General features: G+C 72.1%; 18 protein-coding genes. 14 read left to right on the forward strand and 4 right to left on the reverse strand.

The genetic code is table 11. The features are described from left to right. Positions 1 to 27: 27 nt before the first annotated feature. The 4 genes from ACZ6IM_RS25545 to ACZ6IM_RS25560 are packed head-to-tail and all read right to left on the reverse strand — an operon-like array spanning position 28 to position 5732. A complete protein-coding gene (locus tag ACZ6IM_RS25545; protein WP_469559354.1) occupies positions 28 to 888 on the reverse strand; it encodes a 2Fe-2S iron-sulfur cluster-binding protein in 861 nt (286 codons plus the stop codon). Next, a complete protein-coding gene (locus ACZ6IM_RS25550) occupies positions 885 to 2855 on the reverse strand; it encodes an NAD(P)H-dependent oxidoreductase subunit E (protein ID WP_469559355.1) in 1971 nt (656 codons plus the stop codon). The genes ACZ6IM_RS25545 and ACZ6IM_RS25550 overlap by 4 nt, the downstream gene beginning before the upstream one ends. Beyond that, positions 2836 to 4764 (reverse strand): molybdopterin oxidoreductase family protein, encoded by a 1929-nt coding sequence (locus ACZ6IM_RS25555; RefSeq protein WP_469559358.1) that lies wholly within the window; start codon positions 4762 to 4764, stop codon positions 2836 to 2838. The genes ACZ6IM_RS25550 and ACZ6IM_RS25555 overlap by 20 nt, the downstream gene beginning before the upstream one ends. Continuing rightward, positions 4761 to 5732: a 2-dehydropantoate 2-reductase gene (locus ACZ6IM_RS25560; RefSeq protein WP_052840482.1), complete on the reverse strand. Its 972-nt coding sequence runs from the start codon at positions 5730 to 5732 to the stop codon at positions 4761 to 4763. The genes ACZ6IM_RS25555 and ACZ6IM_RS25560 overlap by 4 nt, the downstream gene beginning before the upstream one ends. 246 nt (positions 5733 to 5978) lie before the next feature. Between ACZ6IM_RS25560 and ACZ6IM_RS25565 the strand changes: the two genes are divergently transcribed. The 14 genes from ACZ6IM_RS25565 (at position 5979) to ACZ6IM_RS25630 (ending at position 24295) form a co-directional block, all read left to right on the forward strand. After that, a complete protein-coding gene (locus ACZ6IM_RS25565; RefSeq protein WP_052840481.1) occupies positions 5979 to 7325 on the forward strand; it encodes an OFA family MFS transporter in 1347 nt (448 codons plus the stop codon). Next, positions 7294 to 7446 (forward strand): MFS transporter small subunit, encoded by a 153-nt coding sequence (locus tag ACZ6IM_RS25570; RefSeq protein ID WP_469559362.1) that lies wholly within the window; start codon positions 7294 to 7296, stop codon positions 7444 to 7446. Before ACZ6IM_RS25565 ends, ACZ6IM_RS25570 begins: the two co-directional genes overlap by 32 nt. Before the next feature lie 158 nt (positions 7447 to 7604). Beyond that, on the forward strand, positions 7605 to 8555 hold the full coding sequence (locus ACZ6IM_RS25575; protein ID WP_052840480.1) for a beta-ketoacyl-ACP synthase III: 951 nt from the start codon (positions 7605 to 7607) through the stop codon (positions 8553 to 8555). 130 nt (positions 8556 to 8685) lie between these two features. Further along, positions 8686 to 9363, forward strand: a complete 678-nt coding sequence (locus ACZ6IM_RS25580; RefSeq protein ID WP_052840479.1) for a GntR family transcriptional regulator — start codon at positions 8686 to 8688, stop codon at positions 9361 to 9363. 263 nt (positions 9364 to 9626) lie between these two features. Then, the gene (locus ACZ6IM_RS25585) at positions 9627 to 10808 is read left to right on the forward strand and encodes an ROK family transcriptional regulator (RefSeq protein WP_052840478.1); all 1182 of its coding nucleotides are present in this window, start codon (positions 9627 to 9629) and stop codon (positions 10806 to 10808) included. Positions 10809 to 10962: 154 nt separating this feature from the next. After that, the gene (locus ACZ6IM_RS25590; RefSeq protein WP_052840477.1) at positions 10963 to 12480 is read left to right on the forward strand and encodes a sugar ABC transporter ATP-binding protein; all 1518 of its coding nucleotides are present in this window, start codon (positions 10963 to 10965) and stop codon (positions 12478 to 12480) included. Further along, positions 12477 to 13496 carry an ABC transporter permease gene (locus ACZ6IM_RS25595; RefSeq protein WP_052840476.1) on the forward strand — a complete coding sequence of 340 codons (1020 nt, stop codon included), beginning with the start codon at positions 12477 to 12479 and terminating at the stop codon, positions 13494 to 13496. The genes ACZ6IM_RS25590 and ACZ6IM_RS25595 overlap by 4 nt, the downstream gene beginning before the upstream one ends. A 17-nt stretch (positions 13497 to 13513) precedes the next feature. Next, the gene (locus ACZ6IM_RS25600; RefSeq protein WP_052840475.1) at positions 13514 to 14560 is read left to right on the forward strand and encodes a substrate-binding domain-containing protein; all 1047 of its coding nucleotides are present in this window, start codon (positions 13514 to 13516) and stop codon (positions 14558 to 14560) included. An 88-nt stretch (positions 14561 to 14648) separates the two neighbouring features. Further along, entirely contained in the window at positions 14649 to 15935 is a 1287-nt protein-coding gene (locus ACZ6IM_RS25605; protein ID WP_052840474.1) for a Gfo/Idh/MocA family protein, read from the forward strand. A 16-nt stretch (positions 15936 to 15951) separates the two neighbouring features. After that, the gene (locus ACZ6IM_RS25610; protein ID WP_052840473.1) at positions 15952 to 16950 is read left to right on the forward strand and encodes a sugar phosphate isomerase/epimerase family protein; all 999 of its coding nucleotides are present in this window, start codon (positions 15952 to 15954) and stop codon (positions 16948 to 16950) included. A 260-nt stretch (positions 16951 to 17210) separates the two neighbouring features. Beyond that, on the forward strand, positions 17211 to 20927 hold the full coding sequence (locus ACZ6IM_RS25615; RefSeq protein WP_052840472.1) for a ThuA domain-containing protein: 3717 nt from the start codon (positions 17211 to 17213) through the stop codon (positions 20925 to 20927). Between the two features lie 142 nt (positions 20928 to 21069). Further along, positions 21070 to 22287 (forward strand): inositol-3-phosphate synthase, encoded by a 1218-nt coding sequence (locus ACZ6IM_RS25620; RefSeq protein WP_052840471.1) that lies wholly within the window; start codon positions 21070 to 21072, stop codon positions 22285 to 22287. Further along, entirely contained in the window at positions 22284 to 23354 is a 1071-nt protein-coding gene (locus ACZ6IM_RS25625) for an SCO3242 family prenyltransferase (RefSeq protein ID WP_052840470.1), read from the forward strand. Before ACZ6IM_RS25620 ends, ACZ6IM_RS25625 begins: the two co-directional genes overlap by 4 nt. Next, the gene (locus ACZ6IM_RS25630; RefSeq protein WP_052840469.1) at positions 23351 to 24295 is read left to right on the forward strand and encodes a sugar phosphate isomerase/epimerase family protein; all 945 of its coding nucleotides are present in this window, start codon (positions 23351 to 23353) and stop codon (positions 24293 to 24295) included. Before ACZ6IM_RS25625 ends, ACZ6IM_RS25630 begins: the two co-directional genes overlap by 4 nt. Positions 24296 to 24307 lie beyond the last annotated feature (12 nt).

Raw genomic sequence — 24307 nt, forward strand, 5'->3', positions numbered from 1 at the left:
TGCCCCTTGCGCCGGTCGGTGTGCCGGTCAGTCCCGGTTCTGTACGTGCTGGTAGCCGAAGCGGCCCTTGATGCACAGGTTGCCGTGGGTCACCGGGTTGTCGTGCGGAGAGGTGACCTTGACGATCTCATTGTCCTGCACATGGAGCGTGAGGTTGCAGCCCACACCGCAGTACGCGCACACCGTCGTCGTCTCGGTCTGCCGCTCCTCGTCCCAGGTGCCGGCCGCCCGCATGTCGAACTCCGACTTGAAGGACAGGGCCCCCGTGGGGCACACCTCGATGCAGTTGCCGCAGTAGACGCACGCCGAGTCGGTCAGCGGGCCGTCGTGCTCGACCGAGATCCGGGCGTCGAAGCCGCGGCCGGATACGGAGATGGCGAAGCTGTTCTGCCACTGGTCGCCGCAGGCGTCCACGCACTTGTAGCAGAGGATGCATTTGCCGTAGTCGCGGACGTAGAGGTCGTTGTCGACGCGCGGTTCCTCGTCGACGCGGGCCGCGTCCGGGCCGAAGCGGTCGGGCTTCGCCTCGTACTCCTTGATCCACTGGGCGGCCGAAGGGGTGGTGGAGAGGTCGACGGAGGAGGCGAGGAGTTCGAGGACGACCTTGCGGCTGTGCCGGGCGCGCTCGGTGTCGGTGCGCACCACCATGCCGGACTCCGCCTCGCGCGAGCAGGCGGGCGCGAGGGTCCTGGCGCCCTCGACGTCCACCACGCAGACCCGGCAGGCGTTCTTCGGGGTGAGCGTGTCGCCCTCGCACAGGGTCGGCACGTCCTTCCCGGCCGCCCGGCAGGCGTCGAGGATCGTCGAGCCCTCCGGGACCCGCGCCTCCTGTCCGTCGAGGGTGAACTCCACCAGGCGGCGCGGCACTCCGAGCGGTATCGCGGTCATTCGTACGCCCCCAGACGGTCGATGGCGGATTCCACGGCGTTCCACGCGGTCTGCCCCAGACCGCAGATCGAGGCGTCCCGCATCGCGCGGCCGACCTCGCGGAGCAGGGCGATGTCATCGGCCGCCGCGGCGCCCGTGCGGTCGGCGATCCGGTGCAGCGCCTCCTCCTGGCGGACGGTGCCCACCCGGCACGGCACGCACTGACCGCACGACTCGTCGCGGAAGAACTCGGCGATGCGCAGGAGCAGGCGGGGGAGCGGGACCGTGTCGTCGAAGGCCATGACGACGCCGGAGCCCAGCGTCGTGCCCGCTTCGCGGGTGCCTTCGAAGGTGAGCGGGATGTCCAGCTCGTCGGGGCGGACGAAACCGCCGGCGGCGCCGCCGAGCAGGACAGCGCGGAGGTTGTCGCGGACCCCGGCGAGGGTGAGCAGTTCGCCGAGCGTCGCGCCGAAGGGGAGTTCGTAGACGCCGGGGCGGGCCACGGTGCCCGACACGCAGAACAGCTTCGGGCCGGTGGACGCCGGGGTGCCGATCGCGGCGTACGCGCCGGCGCCCATCGTCAGGATGGGGAGGACGTTGACCAGGGTCTCTACGTTGTTCTCGACCGTGGGCTTGCCGAACAGGCCCTTCTCGACGGGGAACGGGGGCTTGGAGCGGGGCTCGCCGCGATGACCCTCGATCGAGTTGAACAGGGCCGTCTCCTCGCCGCAGATGTAGGCGCCGGCGCCGCGCCGGATCTCGATGTCGAAGGCGTAGCCCTGACCGAGGACGTCGTCGCCGAGCAGGCCCCGGGTGCGGGCCTGCTCGATGGCGTGGGTCAGGCGGGCGAGGGCGCGGGGGTACTCGCCGCGGAGGTAGAGGTAGCCCCGGTGGGCGCCGGTCGCGTAGGCCGCGATCGTCATCGCCTCGACCAGGGCGTACGGGTCGCCCTCCATGAGGACGCGGTCCTTGAAGGTGCCCGGTTCGGATTCGTCCGCGTTGCAGACCAGGTAGTGCGGGTGGTCGGGCTGGGCGGCCGTCGCCTGCCACTTGCGGCCGGTGGGGAAGGCGGCGCCGCCGCGGCCGGCCAGGCCGGCGTCGGTGACCTCGCGGATGACGCCGGCGGGGCCGAGGGCGAAGGCGTGGCGGAGTGCGGTGTAGCCGCCGTGGGCGCGGTAGTCGTCGAGGGAGGTGGGGTCCACGGTGCCGATGCGCTTGAGGAGGGTGAGGGTGGGGTCGCCGGACTGGGGGACGGCGGCTCGGGGGGCCGGTTCGGTGGGGGCCGTTTCGGGGGAGGTGGCCGCTCGGACCGCCCCGTCGGGGGTCGCGGGTGCGCAGACGGCCGTCGTGTGGAGGGTGTTTCGCCCCCGCCGCCCCTTCCCGTTCCCGTCCCCGGGGGCTGCCGCTCCCGGACCTCCGCTTTCGGCCTGGACGGCCTCGTCCTCAAACGCCGGACGGGCCGGAGTGTCCCCCCGTGCCGGACGGGCCGGAGTGTCACCCGCTCGGATCACCAGAGCCGCCGGGGCCCGTTCGCACAGGCCCAGGCACGGAGACCGCTCGACCTTGACTCCGCTCTCCGGGCCCAGCCGTGCCTCCACGGCCGCGCACAGCTCGCCCGCCCCCGCCGTCGTGCACGCGAGGTCCGTGCAGACGTGCAGGACGGTCGCCGGGCGGGGGCGGACGGAGAACATGGCGTAGAAGGTGGCCACGCCGTAGGCCTCGGCAGGGGAGACCGTCAGGCGGCGGCACACGTAGTCCAGGGCGCCCTCGCTGATCCAGCCGACCCGGTCGTTGAGCGCGTGCAGGGCCGGGAGGAGCTGGTCGCGGCGGTCCCGGGCCTCGCGGCCGCCGCGTGCCCACCTGAGGTCGGCGGCGTCACTCTCGCCGCGGGTGGCGCCCTCCCAGGAGGACTCGGGCGGACCGAGCAGGGCGTCGACGGCCTCGCGTTCCTCGTCCGTGGGTTTGCCGTCACCGAAGCGCAGGTCCACCGGTGCTCACCTTCTCGATCCGGATCGCCGAGGCCTTGAACTCCGCCGTCCCGGCGATGGGACAGTTGGCCTCGATGGTCAGCTGGTTGGTGTCCACCTCGTCGGGAAAGTGGAAGCTCATGAAGGCCAGGCCCGGTCGCAGGGCCGGGTCGACCCAGACGGGGGCCAGCAACGAGCCGCGCCGCGAGGCCACCCGGACCTCCTCGCCGACCACGACCCCGTAGCGTTCGGCGTCCTCGGGGCAGAGCTCGACGGACTCCCCGCGACGCAGGGGGGATGCGTAACTGCCGCTCTGTACCCCGGTGTTGTAGGAGTCGAGGCGGCGTCCCGTGGTCAGCCGGATCGGGTACTGCTCGTCGGTGAGATCCACGGGCGGGTCGTGCCGGACGATGCCGAAGGGGGCGAGGCGGCCACGGGCGGCCGGGTCCGGGTCCCACAGCCTGCCGTGCAGGTACGTCGGTTCCAGCCCCTCCGTGCTCGGGCACGGCCACTGGATGCCCTGGTGCTCCGCCAGGCGGGCGTACGTCATCCCGTGGTGGTCGGGGGAGAGGGAGCGCAGCTCGTTCCAGACCGCCTCCGCGTCGGCGTACTTCCAGTCGTGGCCCAGGCGGGCCGCGAGGTCGCAGAGGATGTCGATGTCCTCACGGGCCTCCCCCGGCGGGCTGACCGCCCTGCGCACGCGCTGGACGCGTCGCTCGCTGTTGGTGGTGGTGCCCTCCGTCTCCGCCCAGCCGGCCGTCGCCGGGAGGACCACGTCGGCCAGTTCGGCGGTCTTCGTCAGGAAGATGTCCTGGACCACCAGGAAGTCCAGTGCGCGCAGGCGGCGTACCGCCTGCTGCGCGTCCGCCTCCGACTGGGCCGGGTTCTCGCCGATGCAGTAGACGGCGCGCAGGGTGCCGTCCTCCATGGCCTCGAACATCTCCGTCAGGGTGAGCCCGTGGCGCGGCTCGACCACCGTGTCCCACGCCGTCTCGAACTTCCGGCGGACCTCCGGGTCGAGCACGTCCTGGAAGCCGGGGAGGCGATTGGGGATGGCGCCCATGTCACCGCCGCCCTGCACGTTGTTCTGGCCGCGCAGGGGCTGAAGACCGGAGCCGTAGCGGCCGACGTGGCCGGTGAGCAGGGAGAGGTTGATCAGGGCGCGGACGTTGTCCGTGCCGTTGTGGTGCTCGGTGATGCCGAGGGTCCAGCACAGCTGGGCGCGCTCGGCGCGGGCGTAGGCGTGCGCCAGCTCGCGGATGGCGGCGGCCGGTACGCCCGTCACCTTCTCGGCGAGGGAGAGGGTCCAGGGCTCGACCAGGGCCTTGTACTCGTCGTAACCGGTCGTCGCGCGTGAGATGAACGCCTCGTTGGCCAGGCCCGCGTGGATGATCTCGCGGCCGACCGCGTGCGCCAGCGGGATGTCCGTGCCGACGTTCGGCCCGAGCCAGCCCTCCGCCCACTCGGCGGTGGAGGTGCGGCGCGGGTCGACGGCGTACATGCGGGCGCCGCCCCGGATGCCCTTCAGCACGTGCTGGAAGAAGATCGGGTGCGCGAAGCGGGCGTTGGAGCCCCACATCACGATGACGTCGGTGTGCTCGATCTCCTCGTAGGAGGAGGTGCCGCCGCCCGAGCCGAAGGCGGCCGACAGGCCCGCGACGCTCGGCGCGTGACAGGTGCGGTTGCAGGAGTCGACGTTGTGGGTGCCCATCACCACCCGGGCGAACTTCTGCGCCACGTAGTTCATCTCGTTGGTCGCCCGCGCGCAGGAGAACATCCCGAACGCGCCGCGCGCCGCCGCCAGGCCCCGGGCCGTGCGGTCCAGGGCCTCCTCCCAGGTCGCCCGGCGCAGGGGCTCGTCGCGCGAGTCCCGGACCAGGGGGTGGGTGAGGCGGGTGTAGGTCTTGGGGGTTCGGTCGCGTTTCCTCATGCGGCGCTCCTCAGTGCGAGCAGGTCCGACAGGGCGTGCACGGTGCGCAGGGTGGGCACCGGGACCCCGGTGATCTCCGCCAGCTCGACGACGGCCGCGAGCAGCACGTCGAGTTCGAGCGGCTTGCCGCGCTCCAGGTCCTGGAGCGTGGAGGTGCGGTGGTCACCGACCTTCTCGGCGCCCGCGAGCCGGCGTTCGATGGAGACGCCGACCTCGCAGCCGAGGGCCCCGGCGACCGCCAGCGTCTCGGTCATCATGGTCTCGATGACTTCGCGGGTGCCGCCGTGCCGGCACATCTGGCGCATGGTGGCCCGGACCAGGGCGCTGATCGGGTTGAAGGAGATGTTGCCCAGCAGCTTCAGCCAGATGTCGTTGCGCAGATCCCGCTCGACCGGGCACTTCAGACCGCCCGACCGCATCGCCTCGCTGAGCGCCAGACACCGCGGCGAGACCTCACGGCCGGGCTCGCCGATCGAGAACCGGGTTCCTTCCACGTGCCGTACGACGCCCGGCTGTTCCAGTTCGGTGGCCGCGTACACGACGCAGCCGACGGCCCGTTCGGGCGCGAGCACCGCACTGACCGCGCCGGCCGGGTCCACGCTCTCCAGACGGCGCCCGTCCCAGGGGCCGCCGTGCCGGTGGAAGTACCACCAGGGAATGCCGTTCTGGGCGGCCACGACCGCCGTGGTCCCGTGCAGCAGCGGCTCGATCAGCGGCCCGCACGCCGCGTACGAGTTGGCCTTCAGACCCAGGAACACGTAGTCGACCGGGCCGACTTCGGCCGGGTCGTCGGTGGCGCGCGGGTGCGCGGTGAAGTCGCCGCGCGGGCTGCGCACCCGTACTCCGTACTGCCTCATGGCCGCCAGATGCGGTCCGCGGGCGATGAGATGCACGTCGGCGCCCGCACGGTGGAGCGCGGCGCCGACGTAGGCGCCGATCGCCCCGGCGCCGAGGACTGCGACTTTCATGGCGGGGGAGCTCCGTTCGGTCGAGGGATACCGAGGAACCGGGAAGAAGAGGAACCGGGAAGAAGGGGAAAGAAGGGGCCGACGCAGGATCGATGATGTCGACGAAATATTGTCTACAGTATGGAGGTTGGAGCGGCAAGGCTTTGCGCAGCAGTGGTGGTGGTCCGTAGTCGCGTGCTCGTCCTCTGTAGTTGTCTGCTCAACAGTCTTCTCAAGCGCTTTCCGGATCCCTACGGTTGGGGACCCATGAGTCCCCCCGTCGCACCCCCGGGCTGGAGCCGCTGGCTCGTCCCCCCGGCCGCTCTCTCGGTCCACCTCTCCATCGGCCAGGCCTACGCCTGGTCCGTGTTCAAACCGCCCCTGGAGTCCGCGCTCGGACTCAGCGGCACACAGAGCGCACTGCCCTTCCAGCTCGGCATCGTGATGCTCGGCCTGTCCGCCGCGTTCGGCGGCACGCTCGTCGAACGGCACGGACCGCGCTGGGCGATGACCGTCGCCCTGGTCTGCTTCTCGTCCGGCTTCCTGCTCTCCGCGCTCGGCGCGGCGGCGGAGCAGTACTGGCTGATCGTCCTCGGCTACGGCTTCGTCGGCGGGATCGGCCTCGGCATCGGCTACATCTCGCCCGTCTCGACGCTGATCAAGTGGTTCCCGGACCGGCCGGGCATGGCCACCGGCATCGCCATCATGGGCTTCGGCGGCGGCGCCCTCATCGCCTCGCCCTGGTCGGCGCAGATGCTGAAGTCCTTCGGCACCGACAACTCCGGGATCGCCCTCGCCTTCCTCGTGCACGGACTGACGTACGCCGTCTTCATGCTGCTCGGCGTGCTGCTGGTGCGGGTGCCGCGGCCCAGGGAGCGGGCGGACGGGCGGCCCGCACCGCTCGAAGGGGTCCAGGTCTCGGCGCGTTCGGCCGTGCGCACGCCGCAGTTCTGGCTGCTGTGGATCGTGCTCTGCATGAACGTCACGGCCGGCATCGGCATCCTGGAGAAGGCCGCGCCGATGATCACGGACTTCTTCGCCGACACCTCCACCCCGGTGTCGGCGACCGCGGCGGCCGGTTTCGTGGCCCTGCTGTCGGCGGCCAACATGGCGGGCCGGATCGGCTGGTCCTCGGCCTCCGACCTGATCGGACGCAAGAACATCTACCGCGTCTACCTCGGCGTCGGCGCGCTCATGTACACCCTGATCGCGCTGTTCGGCGACTCCTCCAAGCCGCTGTTCGTCCTGTGCGCCCTGGTCGTGCTCTCCTTCTACGGCGGCGGCTTCGCCACGGCTCCCGCCTACCTCAAGGACCTCTTCGGCACCTACCAGGTCGGAGCGATCCACGGGCGGCTGCTCACCGCCTGGTCGCTGGCCGGTGTCCTCGGGCCGCTGATCGTGAACTGGATCGCCGACCACCAGGAGGAGGCGGGGCGGCACGGCTCGGCCCTGTACGGCACCTCCTTTCTCATCATGATCGGGCTGCTGGTCGTCGGCTTCGTCGCCAACGAACTCGTCCGGCCCGTCCACGCCCGGCACCACGAACCCGCGACCACCGTCCCCGCGCCGAAGGAAGGCAACGATGTCATCCGACAGCAGCCAGAGTCCGCCTGAGACGGCCGAGGTGCCCGACCGGCGGCCGCTGGTCGCCTTCACCTGGCTCTGGGTGGGCGCGCCGCTCGCCTACGGGCTGTACGAACTCGTACGGAAGGCGACCCAGCTCTTCACGGGGTGAGGGCGGCCACCGGCGGGCGGACCGGCGACGCGGCGGAGGGTGCTGACCGAAGCCGACAAGCCGGGCGCCGGTTTCCTGTCGTATCACCTGCCGTCGTACCCGTCGGTCACTGATCACACTGGTGGATCCCGTACCCCGAGGCAGCGAGGACTCCACCCATGCACCAAGGCTCCCGCATCACCGCCGTCGGCCACTACCAGCCCGCCCGGATCCTCACCAACGAGGACCTGGCGGGCCTGGTCGACACCAGCGACGAGTGGATCAGGAGCCGGGTGGGCATTCGTTCGCGCCGGATCGCCGGACCCGAGGAGCCGGTCGACGAGCTGGCCGGCCACGCCGCCGCGAAGGCGCTCGCGGCGGCCGGGCTGACCCCCGCCGACGTGGACCTGGTCGTCGTCGCCACCTCCACCGCGATCGACCGCTCCCCGAACACCGCCGCCCGCGTCGCGGCCCGCCTCGGCATCCCCGGCCCCGCCGCGCTGGACCTCAACGTGGTGTGCGCGGGCTTCACCCACGCCCTGGCCACTGCCGACCACGCCGTACAGGCCGGTTCCTCGAGCCGGGCGCTGGTCATCGGCGCGGACAAGATGTCCGAGGTCACCGACTGGACCGACCGCACCACCTGTGTGCTGGTCGGCGACGGGGCGGGGGCCGCCGTCGTCGAGGCCTGCGCGCCGGGCGAGGAGGCGGGGATCGGATCCGTGCTGTGGGGGTCGGTGCCCGAGATGGGCAACGCGGTCCGCATCGAGGGAACGCCGCCGCGGTTCGCGCAGGAGGGGCAGAGCGTCTACCGCTGGGCGACCACCCGGCTGCCCGCCATCGCCCGCCAGGCCTGCGAGCGGTCCGGCCTCGCCCCCGCCGACCTCGCCGCGGTCGTCCTGCACCAGGCCAACCTGCGCATCATCGAACCCCTCGCCGCGAAGATCGGTGCCGTCAACGCCGTGGTCGCCCGGGACGTCGTGGAGTCCGGCAACACCTCGGCGGCGAGCATCCCGCTGGCGCTGTCCAAGCTGGTGGAGCGGGGCGAGATCACCACCGGCGACCCGGTGCTGCTCTTCGGCTTCGGCGGCAACCTCTCCTACGCCGGACAGGTCGTCCGCTGCCCCTGACGGCCCCGGCCCCCCGATGTGACGTGGCCTGCACCCCGGCCGCACGGCCCGAGCGTGCGCCGTAGACTGTAGACGAAAGACAATCAATACTTCGCGTACTGGTTGTGTTCCGGCCGTCGAGGGGGGACCGATGTTGTCCGCAGGACTGCCGCAGGGTGCGGTGCCCAGGCTCGAACGGCCCGGCCCGCTGCGGGACCGTGTCTACGAGGCGCTGCTCGAACTCATCACCACCCGGGCCCTGCGGCCCGGCCAGCACCTCGTCGAGAGCGAACTCGCCGGTCACCTGGGGGTGTCGAGGCAGCCGGTGCGCGAGGCACTGCAGCGGCTCAACACCGAGGGCTGGGTCGATCTGCGCCCCGCGCAGGGCGCGTTCGTGCACGAGCCGACGGAGGAGGAGGCGGACCAGCTCCTGACGGTGCGTACGCTCCTGGAGGCCGAGGCGGCCCGGCTCGCCGCGGCCAACGCCTCCAGTGCCGGCATCGCCGCGCTGGAGGAGCTGTGTGAGGAGGGGGAGCGGGCCGTCGCCGCCGAGGACGTGGACGCCACCGTCGCCGTCAACGCCCGTTTCCACGGCAAGGTCATGGAGCTGGCGGGCAACGCGGTCCTGGCCGAACTCGCCGCACAGGTCGACCGCCGCGTCCGCTGGTACTACACCCCGATCGCCCGGCAGCGCGGCCGGCAGTCCTGGATCGAGCACCGCAAGCTGATCGCGGCCATCGCCGAACGGGACGAGCAGGCGGCGACCCGGCTGATGCGCGAGCACACCGAACACACCCGCCGCTCGTACCACGCGCGCGGAGAATCCTGAGGTCAGAGCCCGTTCGGAGGGCGTTCACAGGCCGCCCGGCACCTCGGCCGGGCGGCCTCGTCGTGTCCGGGTCCGGCGGATGTCGCGCTCTGCTTTGTCCACTCAGAGGAGAAAGTTCGCAGCAATTCGTGCGTGACTTCTTCCCACACCCGGCGCCCGCTGCTACGTTCCCTCCGAAAGCACGCCACGACAGCAAGTCACGGACGTGGCCGGAAACCGGCGGACCCAAGGCCGATTGAGGCGGGGAGGGGCTCGTGAGACGCATGACCGCACGACCCGCGAACGCCCACCAAGCGCGACTGCTCCAGCTGTTGCGCGACGGCGGGCCCAACTCCCGTGCCCAGCTGGGCGACCAGGTCGACCTCTCCAGGTCCAAACTGGCCGTCGAGGTGGACCGGCTGCTGGAGACCGGACTCGTGGTGGCCGACGGGCTCGCCGCCTCGCGCGGCGGGCGCCGCAGCCACAACGTCCGCCTCAACCCCGAACTGCGCTTCCTCGGCGTCGACATCGGCGCGACCTCGGTCGACGTCGCCGTCACCAACGCCGAGCTGGAGATCCTCGGGCACATCAACCAGCCCATGGACGTACGCGAAGGCCCGGTCGCGGTCTTCGAGCAGGTGCTGTCCATGGCCGCCAAGCTGCGCGCCTCCGGGCTCGCGGAGGGCTTCGACGGGGCCGGCATCGGCGTCCCGGGGCCGGTCCGCTTCCCCGAGGGCGTGCCGGTGGCCCCGCCGATCATGCCGGGCTGGGACGGCTTCCCGGTACGGGAGGCGCTCAGCCAGGAACTCGGCTGCCCGGTCATGGTCGACAACGACGTGAACCTGATGGCGCTGGGGGAGCAGCACGCGGGCGTCGCCCGCACCCAGCACGACTTCCTCGTCGTCAAGATCGGTACCGGTATCGGCTGCGGCATCGTCGTCGGCGGGGACGTCTACCGCGGGACCACGGGCAGCGCGGGCGACATCGGACACATCCAGGCGGTGCCCGACGGACGCCAGTGCGCCTGCGGCAACCGTGGCTGCCTGGAAGCCCACTTCAGCGGCGCGGCCCTGGCCCGCGACGCCACGGAGGCCGCCCAGCAAGGGCAGTCGGCCGAGCTCGCGAACCGGCTGGAGGCGAACGGGGGCCTCAGCGCCGCCGACGTCGCCGCCGCGGCCGCCGCGGGCGACGCCACCGCGCTGGACCTGATCAGGGAGGGCGGCCGCAGCACCGGCCAGGTCATCGCCGGCCTGGTCAGCTTCTTCAACCCGGGCCTGGTGGTGATCGGCGGCGGGGTGACCGGCCTCGGCCACAACCTGCTCGCCGCCATCCGCACCCAGGTCTACCGCCAGTCGCTGCCACTGGCGACCGGCAACCTGCCCATCGTCCTCGGGGAGCTGGGACCCACCGCCGGAGTCATCGGCGCGGCCCGGCTGATCAGCGACCACCTGTTCTCACCCGCGTAGTCACCGACCGGTTCCGAGCCCCACCCAGCACAGCGCTCCACCCAGCCCTGCCCTGCTCCGCACCGTCACGCACCGTTTCGCCACACCCTGTTCCGCCACGCCCTGCTCTGCTCTGCCCTGACACCGGCCCGCACGCCCGCCGAGGGGACCTCACATGGCACCAGAACCACCGCTGCTCAGCATGTCCGGCATCACCAAGTCGTTCCCGGGAGTCCGGGCCCTCGACGGCGTCGACCTCGACGTCCAGGCCGGCGAGGTGCACTGCCTCCTCGGCCAGAACGGCGCCGGGAAGTCCACCCTCATCAAGGTGCTGGCCGGCGCCCACCAGCCCGACACCGGCACCATCCGCTGGCGCGGCGAGGAGGTCACCCTGCGCTCGCCCATCGCGGCCATGCGCCTCGGCATCGCCACCATCTACCAGGAACTCGACCTGGTCGAACACCTGTCGGTCGCCGAGAACGTCCACCTCGGTCACGAGCCGACCGCCGCCGGCTTCGTCGTACGGGGCAAGGCGGCCAAGGCGTCGACGGCCGCGCTGCTCAAACGGCTCGGGCACCCGGAGGTCGACCCGGGGCGGCTGGTCGGCGACCTGTCGGCGGCCCAGCAGCAGATCGTGTCCATGGCACGCGCGCTGTCGCACGACGTACGGCTGATCGTGATGGACGAGCCGTCCGCCGCGCTCGACCCGGACGAGGTCGACAACCTCTTCCGCATCGTCGCCGACCTCACCGCCGACGGAGTCGCCGTCGTCTACATCTCGCACCGCCTGGAGGAGATCCGCCGCATCGGCGACCGGGTCACCGTCCTCAAGGACGGCCGGGCGGTGGCCCGCGGCCTGCCCGCCGAGTCGACACCCACCCGCGAGGTGGTGGCGCTGATGACGGGACGCAACGTCGAGTACGTCTTCCCGGATCGGCCCACCGCACCGCCCGCGGGCGAACCCGTGCTGAGCGTCCGGGGGCTGGCCCGGCAGGGCGAGTTCGCCCCGCTCGACCTGGAGGTGCGCCCCGGCGAGATCGTCGGCCTCGCCGGGCTGGTCGGCTCCGGCCGCTCCGAGATCCTGGAGACGGTCTACGGCGCCCGGAAGGCGAGCGCCGGCCAGGTCCTCGTCGACGGACGTCCGCTCCGGCCGGGCAGCGTGCGCGCCGCCGTGCGCGCCGGGCTCGGACTCGCCCCCGAGGAACGCAAGGCCCAGGCCCTGCTGATGCTGGAGTCCGTCACCCGCAACGTGTCGGTCTCCGCCATGTCCCGCTTCTCGCACGGCGGCTGGATCGACCGCGGCGCCGAACTCGGTGCGGCCCGCAAGGCCACCCGCGAGCTGTCCCTGCGGCCCGACAACCCGTCCGTGCCCGTGCGCACCCTCTCCGGCGGCAACCAGCAGAAGGCGGTGCTCGCCCGCTGGCTGCTGCGCGGCTGCCGGGTCCTGCTGCTCGACGAACCCACCCGCGGCGTCGACGTCGGCGCCCGCGCCGAGCTGTACGCCGTCATCCGGCGCCTGGCCGACGAGGGCCTCGCCGTCCTGCTGGTCTCCAGCGAGGTGCCCGAGGTGCTGGGTCTCGCCGACCGCGTACTGGTACTGCGCGAGGGCCGCGTCGTGCACGAGGCCCCCGCCCGCGAACTCGACGAACACCGCGTACTCGACCTCGTGATGGAAGGAAGTCCGGCGTCATGACGCAGCACGTGTCCCCGCCGCGGGACGGCACCGGCAAGGCGGCACCCGTGGACGCTCCGCCCGCCTGGCGGGTCCGGTTGGGCCGCGCCGACGTCCGCACCCTCACCCTGCTCGGCGTGCTCGCCGTCCTGGTGCTCATCGGCGGCATCACCCAGCCCGACTCGTTCCTCGACACCCGCAACCTCCAGCTGGTGCTCACCCAGGCGTCCGTGATCGGCGTCGTCACCGTCGGCATGACCTTCGTCATCGTCTCCGGCGGCATCGACCTGTCGGTCGGCGCCATCGTCGCCCTCGCCTCGGTGTGGGCGACCACGGTCGCCACCCAGGAGTACGGGTTCTTCGGGATCCTCTTCACCGCGATCGTGGTGGGAGTGGGCTGCGGACTGGTCAACGGGGTGCTCATCGCCTTCGGCCAGATGGTCCCCTTCATCGCCACCCTCGCCATGCTGGCCTCGGCCCGCGGCCTCGCGCTCCAGATCACCGACGGCCGTACCCAGGTCGTCACGGTATCCAGCGTCCTGGACCTCGGCGAGCGCGACTCCTACATCCTCGGCATCCCGCCGCTGGTCCTGGTGTTCGCGGCCGTCACCGTCGTCGGCTGGCTGGTGCTCAACCGGACCACCTTCGGACGGCGCACCGTCGCCGTCGGCGGCAACGCGGAGGCCGCCCGCCTGGCCGGCATCGACGTCCGCCGCCAGCGGCTCTACCTGTACCTGCTGTCCGGTCTGTGCTGCGGCATCGCGGCCTTCCTGCTGATCGTCCTGGCCGGCTCCGGCCAGAACACCAACGGCAACCTCTACGAACTCGACGCCATCGCCGCCGCGATCATCGGCGGAACCCTGCTGACCGGCGGCCGGGGCCACATCCTCGGCTCCGTGCTGGGCGTCCTGATCTTCACCACGATCACCAACATCTTCGCCCTGAACAACCTGCAGACCGACGTGCAGCAGATCGCCAAGGGCGCGATCATCGTCGCCGCCGTGCTGGTCCAGCGCCGTACCGCAAGCACGCATTGAGGAAAGGGTTCACCGTCATGACGAAGCTCACGAGTCGCAGAGGGCTGCTCTTCGGAGCCGCCGCCGTGTCCGCCGGTGCCGTCCTCACGGGGTGCACCAGCAACGACCCCGACAACGGCGACGACAAGGCCGCCGCGGACACCCAGCCGGCCGCGGACGACAAGCCCGGCAAGCCGATCACCATCGGCTACGCGGGCCCGCAGGCCGACCACGGCTGGCTCAACGCCATCAACGACAACGCCAAGAAGCGCGCGGAGAAGTACTCGGAGGTCACCCTCGAGGTCACCGAGGGGTCCAACGACACCGCGCAGCAGATCGGCCAGATCGAGACCCTCATCAACAAGAAGGTCGACGTCCTGGTGGTGCTGCCCGCCGACGGCAAGGCCCTCACCCAGGTCGGCCTGAAGGCGATGCGGGCCGGCATCCCGGTCATCAACCTGGACCGCATCTTCAACAGCCCCCAGGCCTACCGCTGCTGGGTCGGCGGCGACAACTACGGCATGGGCCTCAACGCCGCCCACTACATCGGCGAGAAGCTCAAGGACAAGCCGAACGCACGGGTCATAGAACTGGCCGGCATCGACAACCTGGAGCTGACCCAGCAGCGCACCCAGGGCTTCGACGACGGACTGAAGAACTACCCGAACATCAAGAAGGTGGCCCGCCAGGCCGCCGAGTTCACCGTGGAGTCCGGCCAGGCCAAGATGGCCCAGCTGCTCCAGGCCCAGTCGGACTTCGACGCCCTGTGGAACCACGACGACGACCAGGGCGTGGGCGCCCTGCGCGCCATCGAGCAGGCCGGACGCGACGACTTCCTGATGGTCGGCGGCGCGGGCGCGCTCTCCGCCTTCGAGGCCATCAAGGCCGACCGCGGCGTGCTGAAGGCGACGGTGCTCTACCCGCCGACCATGGCCGCCTCGGCGATCGACCTGGCCCGCGCCCTCGGCCAGGGCAAGGGCGTCAGCGGCCTCGCCGAGTTCGAGATCCCCTCGACCGTCACCTGCTACTCGGCCGTCGTCGACAAGGAGAACGTCGACCAGTACATGCCCACGGGCTTCAAGTGACGGACTCCGCCCCGGCGGCGGCCTGACCAGCCGGCCCGCCGGGGCGGGGCCCACCCCACCGCGCCACCACGACGAGGAGGACATCCGCATGGGACAGCCGCAGCAGCCCGAGGGGGCCGGGGCCGAGGAGGCAGCCGCCAAAACCGGCAGCGGGACCGACACCGGGACCGACGCCGGGGCGGCGACGGGGGCGTCCGCGACCAGACCGCCCCTGCGCGTCGGGATGGTCGGCTACGCCTTCATGGGTGCCGCCCACTCCCAGGGCTGGCGCACCGCGGGCCGGGTCTTCGACCTGCCGCTGAACCCGGTACTGGCCGCGATCTGCGGGCGGGACGCCGACGCCGTCCGCCTGGCGGCCGACCGGCACGGCTGGGCGAGCACCGAGACCGACTGGCGGACCCTGGTCGAACGGGACGACATCGACCTCGTCGACATCTGCACCCCCGGCGACAGCCACGCCGAGATCGCGCTGGCCGCGCTCGCCGCCGGGAAACACGTCCTGTGCGAGAAGCCGCTCGCCAACACCGTCGAGGAGGCGCAGGAGATGACCCGCGCCGCCGAGGCGGCCGGGGCGCGCGGGCAGCTGGCGATGGTCGGCTTCAACTACCGCCGGGTGCCGGCCACCGCGCTGGCCCGGCGGATGGTGGCGGAGGGCCGCGTCGGCCGGCTTCGGCACCTGCGGGTGACCTACCTCCAGGACTGGCTGGTCGACCCGAAGGCCCCGCTCACCTGGCGGCTGCGCAAGGAACTGGCCGGGTCGGGGGCGCTCGGCGACCTCGGCGCCCACATCGTCGACCTCGCCCAGTACCTGTCGGGGGAGCGGATCGCGGGCGTCTCCGCCCTCACCGAGACCTTCGTACGGGAGCGCCCGCTGCCCGCAGGCGCCTCCCGGGGCCTGTCCGCGGGCTCGGCGGACGGCGTGACGGGGCAGGTCACCGTGGACGACGCCGCCGTGTTCACCGGCCGCCTCACCTCCGGCGCCCTGGTCTCCTTCGAGGCCACCCGGTACGCCACCGGCCGCAAGAACGCCCTGCGCATCGAACTCAACGGCGAGCGCGGCTCGCTCGCCTTCGACCTGGAGCGGCTCAACGAGCTGGAGTACCACGACGGCACCGAGCCCGGGGAACACGCCGGTTTCCGGCGGATCCTCGTCACCGAACCCGAACACCCCTACCTGGACGCCTGGTGGCCGCCGGGCCACGGGCTCGGCTACGAGCACACCTTCGTGCACCAGGCGCGCGACCTCGTCCACGCCGTGGCCGAGGGCCGCGGGCCCGAACCCTCCTTCGCCGACGGGCTGCAGGTGCAGCGCGTGCTCGCGGCCGTGGAGGAGAGCGCCGAGAAGAACTCCGTCTACACCCCGATCCTGCCCTGAGGAGGCCGGCAGCGACATGCCACGCAACTTCACGCTCTTCACCGGACAGTGGGCGGACCTGCCGCTGGAGGAGGTCTGCCGCCTCGCCCGCGACTTCGGCTACGACGGCCTGGAACTGGCCTGCTGGGGAGACCACTTCGAGGTCGACAAGGCCCTGGCCGACCCCTCCTACGTGGAATCCCGGCACCAGCTGCTCGACAAGTACGGCCTCAAGTGCTGGGCCGTCTCCAACCACCTGGTCGGCCAGGCCGTCTGCGACGCCATCATCGACGAACGCCACGAGGCGATCCTGCCCGCCCGCATCTGGGGCGACGGCGACGCCGAAGGCGTACGGCAGCGCGCCGCCGCCGAGATCAAGGACACCGCACGCGCCGCCGCCCGTCTCGGCGTCGACACCGTCATCGGCTTCACCGGCTCCGCGATCTGGCACCTGGTCGCCATGTTCCCGCCCGCCCCCGCGTCGATGATCGAGCGCGGCTACCAGGACTTCGCGGACCGCTGGAACCCGATCCTGGACGTCTTCGACGCCGAGGGCGTGCGGTTCGCGCACGAGGTCCACCCCAGCGAGATCGCCTACGACTACTGGACCACGCAGCGCGCCCTGGAGGCGGTCGACCACCGGCCGGCGTTCGGTCTCAACTTCGACCCCTCGCACTTCGTGTGGCAGGACCTCGACCCCGTCGGCTTCCTGTGGGACTTCCGCGACCGCATCTACCACGTCGACTGCAAGGAGGCCCGCAAGCGCCTCGACGGCCGCAACGGGCGGCTCGGCTCCCACCTGCCGTGGGGCGACCCGCGGCGCGGCTGGGACTTCGTGTCGGCCGGGCACGGCGACGTCCCCTGGGAGGACGTGTTCCGCATGCTGCGCTCCATCGACTACCAGGGGCCCGTCTCCGTCGAGTGGGAGGACGCCGGCATGGACAGGGTGCAGGGTGCGCCCGAGGCCCTGAGCCGGCTCAAGGCCTTCGACTTCGAGCCGCCCAGCGCGTCGTTCGACGCCGCGTTCAACAGCTGACCCCGCACTCGGCGCAGGTCGGGACGGGGACCGGAGCGTCCGCCGGTCCCCGGTCCGGGCTGCCCGGATCCCGCTTTGTCCTTAGCCGGGCAAAAGTTCAACGAGTCCTGACCCAAGGGGTGTTGGCCCCGGAAGAACGCGGTTACCGTCCCTGAAGTGTTCAGGACATTCACACCTCCGGGGTGACGGCGCACCCCGGCGCCCGCATCGGTTGTCTTCGCACCCATCCCGTACGGCCCACCCGTTCCCGGAGGGACTTCGTGCACAGAACCAGACTCAAAGGCACCAGCACCACAAGGCGCCCCAGGCTCCGCACCACCCTCGCCCTGTTCACCGGCCTGCTGCTGGCCGTGGGCACCCCGGCGACCGTCGCCGGCGCCCACCCGGGCCACCCGGAGCACGACGAGACGGCGGCCGCCGCCGAAGGACAGTTCCAGCAGGTACCGCTCGCCAAGGGCGAGCCCGAGATGGGCGAGCCGATGTCGCTCGCGGTGCTCCCGGACCGCAGCGTCCTGCACACCGCCCGCGACGGCACACTGCGCCTGACCGACCAGGGCGGCGTCACCAAGGTCGCCGGCAAGATCCCCGTCTACAACCACGACGAGGAGGGCCTGCAGGGCGTCGGCATCGACCCGGACTTCGAGAACAACCGGGCGATCTACCTCTACTACGCCCCGCCGCTCGACACCCCCGCGGGCGACGCCCCGGAGAACGGGACCGCCGAGGACTTCAAGAAGTTCGACGGCGTCAACCGCCTCTCCCGCTTCGTCCTGAACACCAACGGCACGCTGGACATGGCCAGCGAGAAGAAGGTCCTGGACGTCGCGGCCTCCCGCGGCACCTGCTGCCACGTCGGCGGCGACATCGCCTTCGACGCCGAGGGCAACCTCTACCTCTCCACCGGCGACGACTCCAACCCCTTCGCCTCCGACGGCTACACGCCGATCGACGAGCGAGCGGACCGCAACCCGGCCTTCGACGCCCGCCGCAGCGCCGGCAACACCAACGACCTGCGCGGCAAGATCCTGCGCATCAAGGTCGCCGAGGACGGCTCGTACACCATCCCGGAGGGCAACCTCTTCGAGCCCGGCACGGAGAAGACCCGGCCCGAGATCTACGCGATGGGCTTCCGCAACCCGTTCCGGATCAGCGTCGACAAGAAGACCGGCACGGTCTACGTCGGCGACTACGGCCCCGACGCCGGTGCCGCCGACCCGAAGCGCGGTCCGGCCGGACAGGTCGAGTTCGCCAAGGTGACCAAGGCCGCCAACTTCGGCTGGCCCTTCTGCACCGGTGACAACGACCCCTACGTCGACTACGACTTCGCCACCGGCGCCTCCGGCGAGACCTTCGACTGCGCGGCCCCGAAGAACACCTCACCGCACAACACCGGTCTCACCGACCTGCCGCCCGCGCAGGCCGCCTGGATCCCGTACGACGACGACTCCGTGCCCGAGTTCGGCAGCGGCTCCGAGTCCCCGATGGGCGGCCCGGTCTACCGCTACGACCCGGACCTCGACTCCAAGGTCAAGTTCCCCGAGGAGTACGACGGCGATTTCTTCGCCGGCGAGTTCGGCCGCCGCTGGATCAAGCGGATCGAGCAGACCGAGGACGGCGCGGTCTCGAAGATCAACGACTTCCCGTGGACCGGCACCCAGATCATGGACATGGAGTTCGGCCCCGACGGCGCGCTCTACGTCCTCGACTACGGCCTGTCCTGGTTCCAGGGCGACAAGGACTCCGCCCTCTACCGCATCGAGAACGCCGCTGACGGCTTCTCCCCGATCGCCGAGGTGAGCGCGGACAAGACGTCCGGCGCCGCCGGCCTGAGGGTCACCTTCACCGGCTCCGCCAAGGACGCCGACTCCCCGGACCTCACCTACAGCTGGGACTTCGGCGACGGCACCAAGGGCGAGGGCCTCACTCCCACGCACCAGTACAAGAAGGTCGGCACCTACTCCGCGACCTTCACCGCGAAGGACCCCGAGGGCAACACCGGTCACGCCAGCGTCCGGATCGTGGTCGGCAACACCGAGCCCAAGGTGACCATCGAGACGCCCGGCAACGGCACCCTTCTCCCCATGGGCGAGCCCATCCCCTTCAAGGTCAAGGTCACCGACCCCGAGGAGACCATCGACTGCTCCAAGGTCAAGGTCGCCTACAGCCTCGGCCACGACTCCCACGCCCACGAGCTGACCAGCGAGATGGGCTGTGAGGGCACCCTCAACCCGCCGCCGGGCGACGGCGGCCACGACCCCAACGCCAACATCTACGGCGTCGTCGGCGCCAGCTACACCGACGGCGGGGCCAACGGCCAGGAGGCCCTGACCGGCACCGCCCGCACCGTGATCCAGCCGCCGCACCGCCAGGCCGAGCACTTCACCACCCAGCAGGGCGTGTCGCCGATCGACAAGACCGGCGCCAACGGCGGCAAGACCGTCGGCGACATCAACGACGGCGACTGGATCTCCTTCAGCCCCTACAAGTTCGACGGGCAGAAGAAGCTCACCGTACGGGCCTCCTCCGGCGGCGCCGGAGGCTACCTCGAGCTGCGCACCGGCTCGCCCACCGGACCCCTGCACGGCTCGGCGTACATCCCGCCGACCGGCAGCTGGGAGACCTTCCAGAACGTCGACGTGCCGCTGCGGGCCCTGCCCAAGAAGACCACCGACATCTACCTGGTCTTCAAGGGCGGCGAGGGCGCGCTGTACGACATCGACGACTTCGAGTTCTCCACGGAGCCGTTCAAGGCCGGCAAGAAGGTCCTGGTCTTCTCCAAGACCGCCGGCTTCCGCCACGACTCCATCCCCGAGGGCATCGCCGCGCTGAAGGAGCTGGGCACCCCGGCCGGCATCTCGGTCACCGCGACCGAGGAGGCCGGACAGTTCACCACGGCCAACCTGGCCAAGTACGACGCGGTCGCCTTCCTGTCCACCACCGGTGACGTCCTCAACGCCGACCAGCAGAAGGCGTTCGAGAACTACGTCAAGAACGGCGGCGGCTACATGGGCATCCACGCCGCCGCCGACACCGAGTACGACTGGGAGTTCTACGGCGGCCTCGTCGGCGCCTACTTCGACTCGCACCCGGCCATCCAGAAGGCCACCGTCCGCGTCGAGGACCACGACCACCCGGCCACCGCGCACCTGGACGACGCCTGGGAGCGCACCGACGAGTGGTACAACTACCGCACCAACCCGCGTGAGCAGGCCAAGGTCCTCGCCACCCTGGACGAGACCACCTACCAGGGCGGGAACATGAAGGGCGACCACCCGATCGCCTGGTGCCAGAACTACGGCGGCGGCCGCTCCTTCTACACCGGCATGGGCCACACCAAGGAGTCCTACGCGGACGAGGCCTTCCGCGGCCACCTGCTCGGCGGCATGCAGTACGCCACCGGCCAGGTCAAGTCGGACTGCAAGCCGGCCAAGGGCTACCGGGACATCTTCAACGGCCAGACGCTGGAGGGCTGGAAGCAGGCAGGACCCGGCAAGTTCAACGTCAAGGACGGCGTCCTGGAGTCCGAGGGCGGCATGGGTCTGCTCTGGTACCAGGCCAAGGAGCTGAAGTCGTACTCCCTCAAGCTCGACTGGAAGATGCGGGGCGACGACAACTCCGGTGTCTTCGTGGGCTTCCCGGCCTCCGACGACCCCTGGTCCGCGGTGAACAAGGGCTACGAGGTGCAGATCGACGCCACGGACGCCGTGGACCGCACCACAGGTGCGATCTACACGTTCAAGGCGGCGAACATCAAGGCCCGTGACCAGGTTCTGCGGCCGCCCGGCCAGTGGAACTCCTACGAGATCAAGGTCCAGGGCGAACGCCTCCAGGTGTTCCTCAACGGAGTCAAGATCAACGACTTCACCAACAAGGACCCCGAGCGGAGCCTGACCGACGGCTACATCGGCCTCCAGAACCACGGCGCCGACGACCAGGTCTCCTTCCGCAACATCCAGCTCAAGGAACTGCCCTCCTAGGGCGAACCCGCCCCTGAGGGGGCGATCCGAACGGCGGCGGGCGGAGGACGCCGGACCTCCGCCCGCCGTCACCCCGCACGGAACACCCCCCGGCCGCACCACCGCTCGTGTGTGTCCGACGCGCTCGACAAGGAGGCTGCCCATGTCCGCGTCCCCCTCTGCTTCCTCCCGCGGCTCCCGTACCGGTGTCTGGCTGATCGGGGCCCGCGGCTCCGTCGCCACCACGGTGGTGGCGGGCTGCGCCGCCATGACCGCGGGGCTGCACCCCCCGACCGGCATGGTCACCGAGACCCCCGACTTCGCCGGCTCCGGACTGCCCGCCCTCTCGTCCCTCGTCTTCGGCGGTCACGACACCGTGGACTGCCCCCTGCCCAAGCGGGCGGAGGCCCTGGCCGCGGGGGGCGTGCTGCCGCACGGACTGCCCTCGGCCGTGGGCGCCGAACTGGCCGCGGCCGACCGCGAGATCCGCCCCGGCGGCCCGCTGCCCGGCGACACCCGTGACGAGGAGACGCTGATCGCCGCGTTCGCCGCGGACATCACCGACTTCGCAGGACGCTCGGGCGTGGACCGGACCGTGGTCGTGAACGTGGCCTCCACCGAACCCGCGCCCACCGGGGACGCCCTTCCCGCCAGCTCGCTGTACGCGGCCGCCGCCCTGCGCGCCGGCTGCCCGTACGTCAACTTCACCCCGTCGACCGGGCTGCACCACCCGGCGCTGTCCGCACCCGCCGAAGCGAGCGCCCTGCCCTACGCCGGCCGCGACGGCAAGACCGGGCAGACCCTGCTGCGCTCGGTACTGGGCCCGATGTTCGCCCAGCGGGCGCTGGCGGTGCGCGCCTGGTCCGGCACCAACCTCCTGGGCGGGGGCGACGGCGCCGCCCTCGCCGACCCGGCGGCCGCCGCGGCGAAGAACGCCGGCAAGGAACGCGTCCTCGCCGACACCCTCGGCGCCCCCGTCGAGGGCGAGGTCCACATCGACGACGTGCCCGCGCTCGGCGACTGGAAGACCGCCTGGGACCACATCGCCTTCGACGGGTTCCTCGGCGCCCGCATGGTCCTTCAGACGACGTGGCAGGGCTGCGACTCGTCCCTCGCCGCGCCGCTCGTCCTGGACCTGGCCCGGCTGGTCGCCCGTGCCCACCAGAAGGGGCTTACCGGCCCGCTGGGCGAACTGGGCTTCTACTTCAAGGACCCGGTGGGGGACGGCCCGTCGTCCCTGGCCGAGCAGTACGGGGAGCTGAAACGCTTCGCCGGGCTGCTGCGGGACGACGCGGACCGCGTCCCCGCCGACGGGGAAGGCCAGGGCAGCGGGGCCGCCCGGACCGACCGCCGAGCCGACGAGCGCGGGGCGGGGCGATGAGCCGCACCGCCGCCACGGCCCTCGGCACGGCCGGGTCCTCGCCCTCGGCGGGCGGTGCGCCGGGGGCGCCAGGAGCGGCCTCCGGGGCCACCGGACCGCGGCATCGGGCCGCCGACGTACCCGCCCATCCCTCCCGCGTCGGCGCCTGGGCCGAACTGCTGCGGCTGCCCGCCCTGTTCACCGTCCCCGGTGACGCCCTGGCCGGCGCGGCGGCGGCCGGTGCCCGCCCAGGCCCCCGCACCCTGCTCGCCATCGGCTCCTCCCTGTGCCTGTACGAGGCCGGCATGGCCCTCAACGACTGGGCCGACCGCGCGGAGGACGCCGGGGAACGTCCGCACCGGCCCCTCCCCTCCGGCCGGATCCGCCCTGCCGCGGCCCTGGCGGCCGCCGGGGTCCTCACCGGCGCCGGGCTGGCGCTGGCGGCCGGAGCGGGACGCCCCGCCCTCGCGGTCGCCGCGCCGCTGGCGGCCACCGTCTGGGCCTACGACCTCGCCCTGAAGCACACGCCGGCCGGTCCGGCGGCCATGGCGGCGGCCCGCGGACTTGACCTGCTCCTGGGCGCGGCCGCCACCGGCGGCGGCACCCGGGCCGCGCTGCCCTCGGCCGCGCTGCTCGGCAGCCACACCCTCGCGGTCACGGCCGTCTCCCGCCGGGAGACCACGGGCGGGTCCGTCCTGGCCCCGCTGGCCGCGCTCGCGACGACGGGGGCGCTGACCGGCCTGGTCGCCCGCCGCCGCACCCGACTCCCGGCAGGCCGGCGGGCAGCAGCCGCCCCCGGCCTGCCGGGCTCCACCCCGGCGCCGGCCGCCACCGACGTCCTCGCGGCCGCCCTGGGCGCCGCCTACGCCGCGACGGCCGCCCGCCCCTATGTCCACGCCGCGCTCAACCCCTCACCCCCGCTCACCCAACGCGCCGTGGGCGGTGGCATCCGGGCCACGATCCCGCTCCAGGCCGCGCTCGCCGCCCGCTCCGGCGCTGGGGCCACATCCCTCCTGGTGGCGGCTCTCGCCCCGGCCGGCCGGCTGTTCGCGAGGAGGTCCGCCATGAGGAAGGTGAGCATCACATGAGCCGGAACCCGGGAGCGGACCCGCGAGCGAACGGAGCCGGGGCCGGGGGCGCCGCGCACCCGCTCCGCTTCGGCTACGGCACCAACGGTCTCGCCGACCTCCGCCTCGACGACGCCCTCGCCCTCCTCGCCGACCTCGGCTACGACGGCGTCGGCCTGACCCTCGACCACATGCACCTCGACCCGCTCGCCGACGACCTCGCCGCCCGCACCCACCGGGTCGCCCGGAGGCTGGACGCGCTCGGTCTGGACGTCACCGTGGAGACCGGCGCCCGCTACGTACTCGACCCGCGCCGCAAACACGGCCCCTCCCTGCTCGACCCCGACCCGGAGGACCGCGCCCGCCGCGCCGGCCTCCTGGTGCGCGCCGTCCAGGTCGCCGCCGACCTCGGAGCCCACGCCGTGCACTGCTTCAGCGGGGTTACCCCGCAGGGAACGGACGAGGACACGGCGTGGAAGCGGCTCGCCGAGGCCCTCGCCCCGGTCCTGGACGCCGCCGCCACCGCGGGCGTCCCCCTCGCGGTGGAGCCCGAACCGGGGCATCTGCTCGCCACCCTCGCCGACTTCCACACCCTGCGCCGCGCCCTCGGCGACCCCGGACACCTCGGACTCACCCTGGACATCGGCCACTGCCAGTGCCTCGAACCGCTCCCTCCCGCCGACTGCGTGCGCGCCGCCGCCCCCTGGCTGCGCCACGTACAGATCGAGGACATGCGCCGCGGCGTCCACGAACACCTCCCCTTCGGTGACGGCGAGATCGACTTCCCGCCCGTCCTCGAGGCCCTCGCCGCCACCGGCTACCAGGGCCTGACCGTCGTCGAACTGCCCCGCCACTCCCACGCGGGACCCCACTTCGCCGAACGCTCCCTCCCGTTCCTGCGCCGGGCCGCACCGGCGCCACGCCGCACCAACCGCTCGGGCGAGCCCTCCGCCACCCACTGAAGGGAGCCACAC

The organism is Streptomyces sp. NPDC042336 (assembly GCF_055581985.1).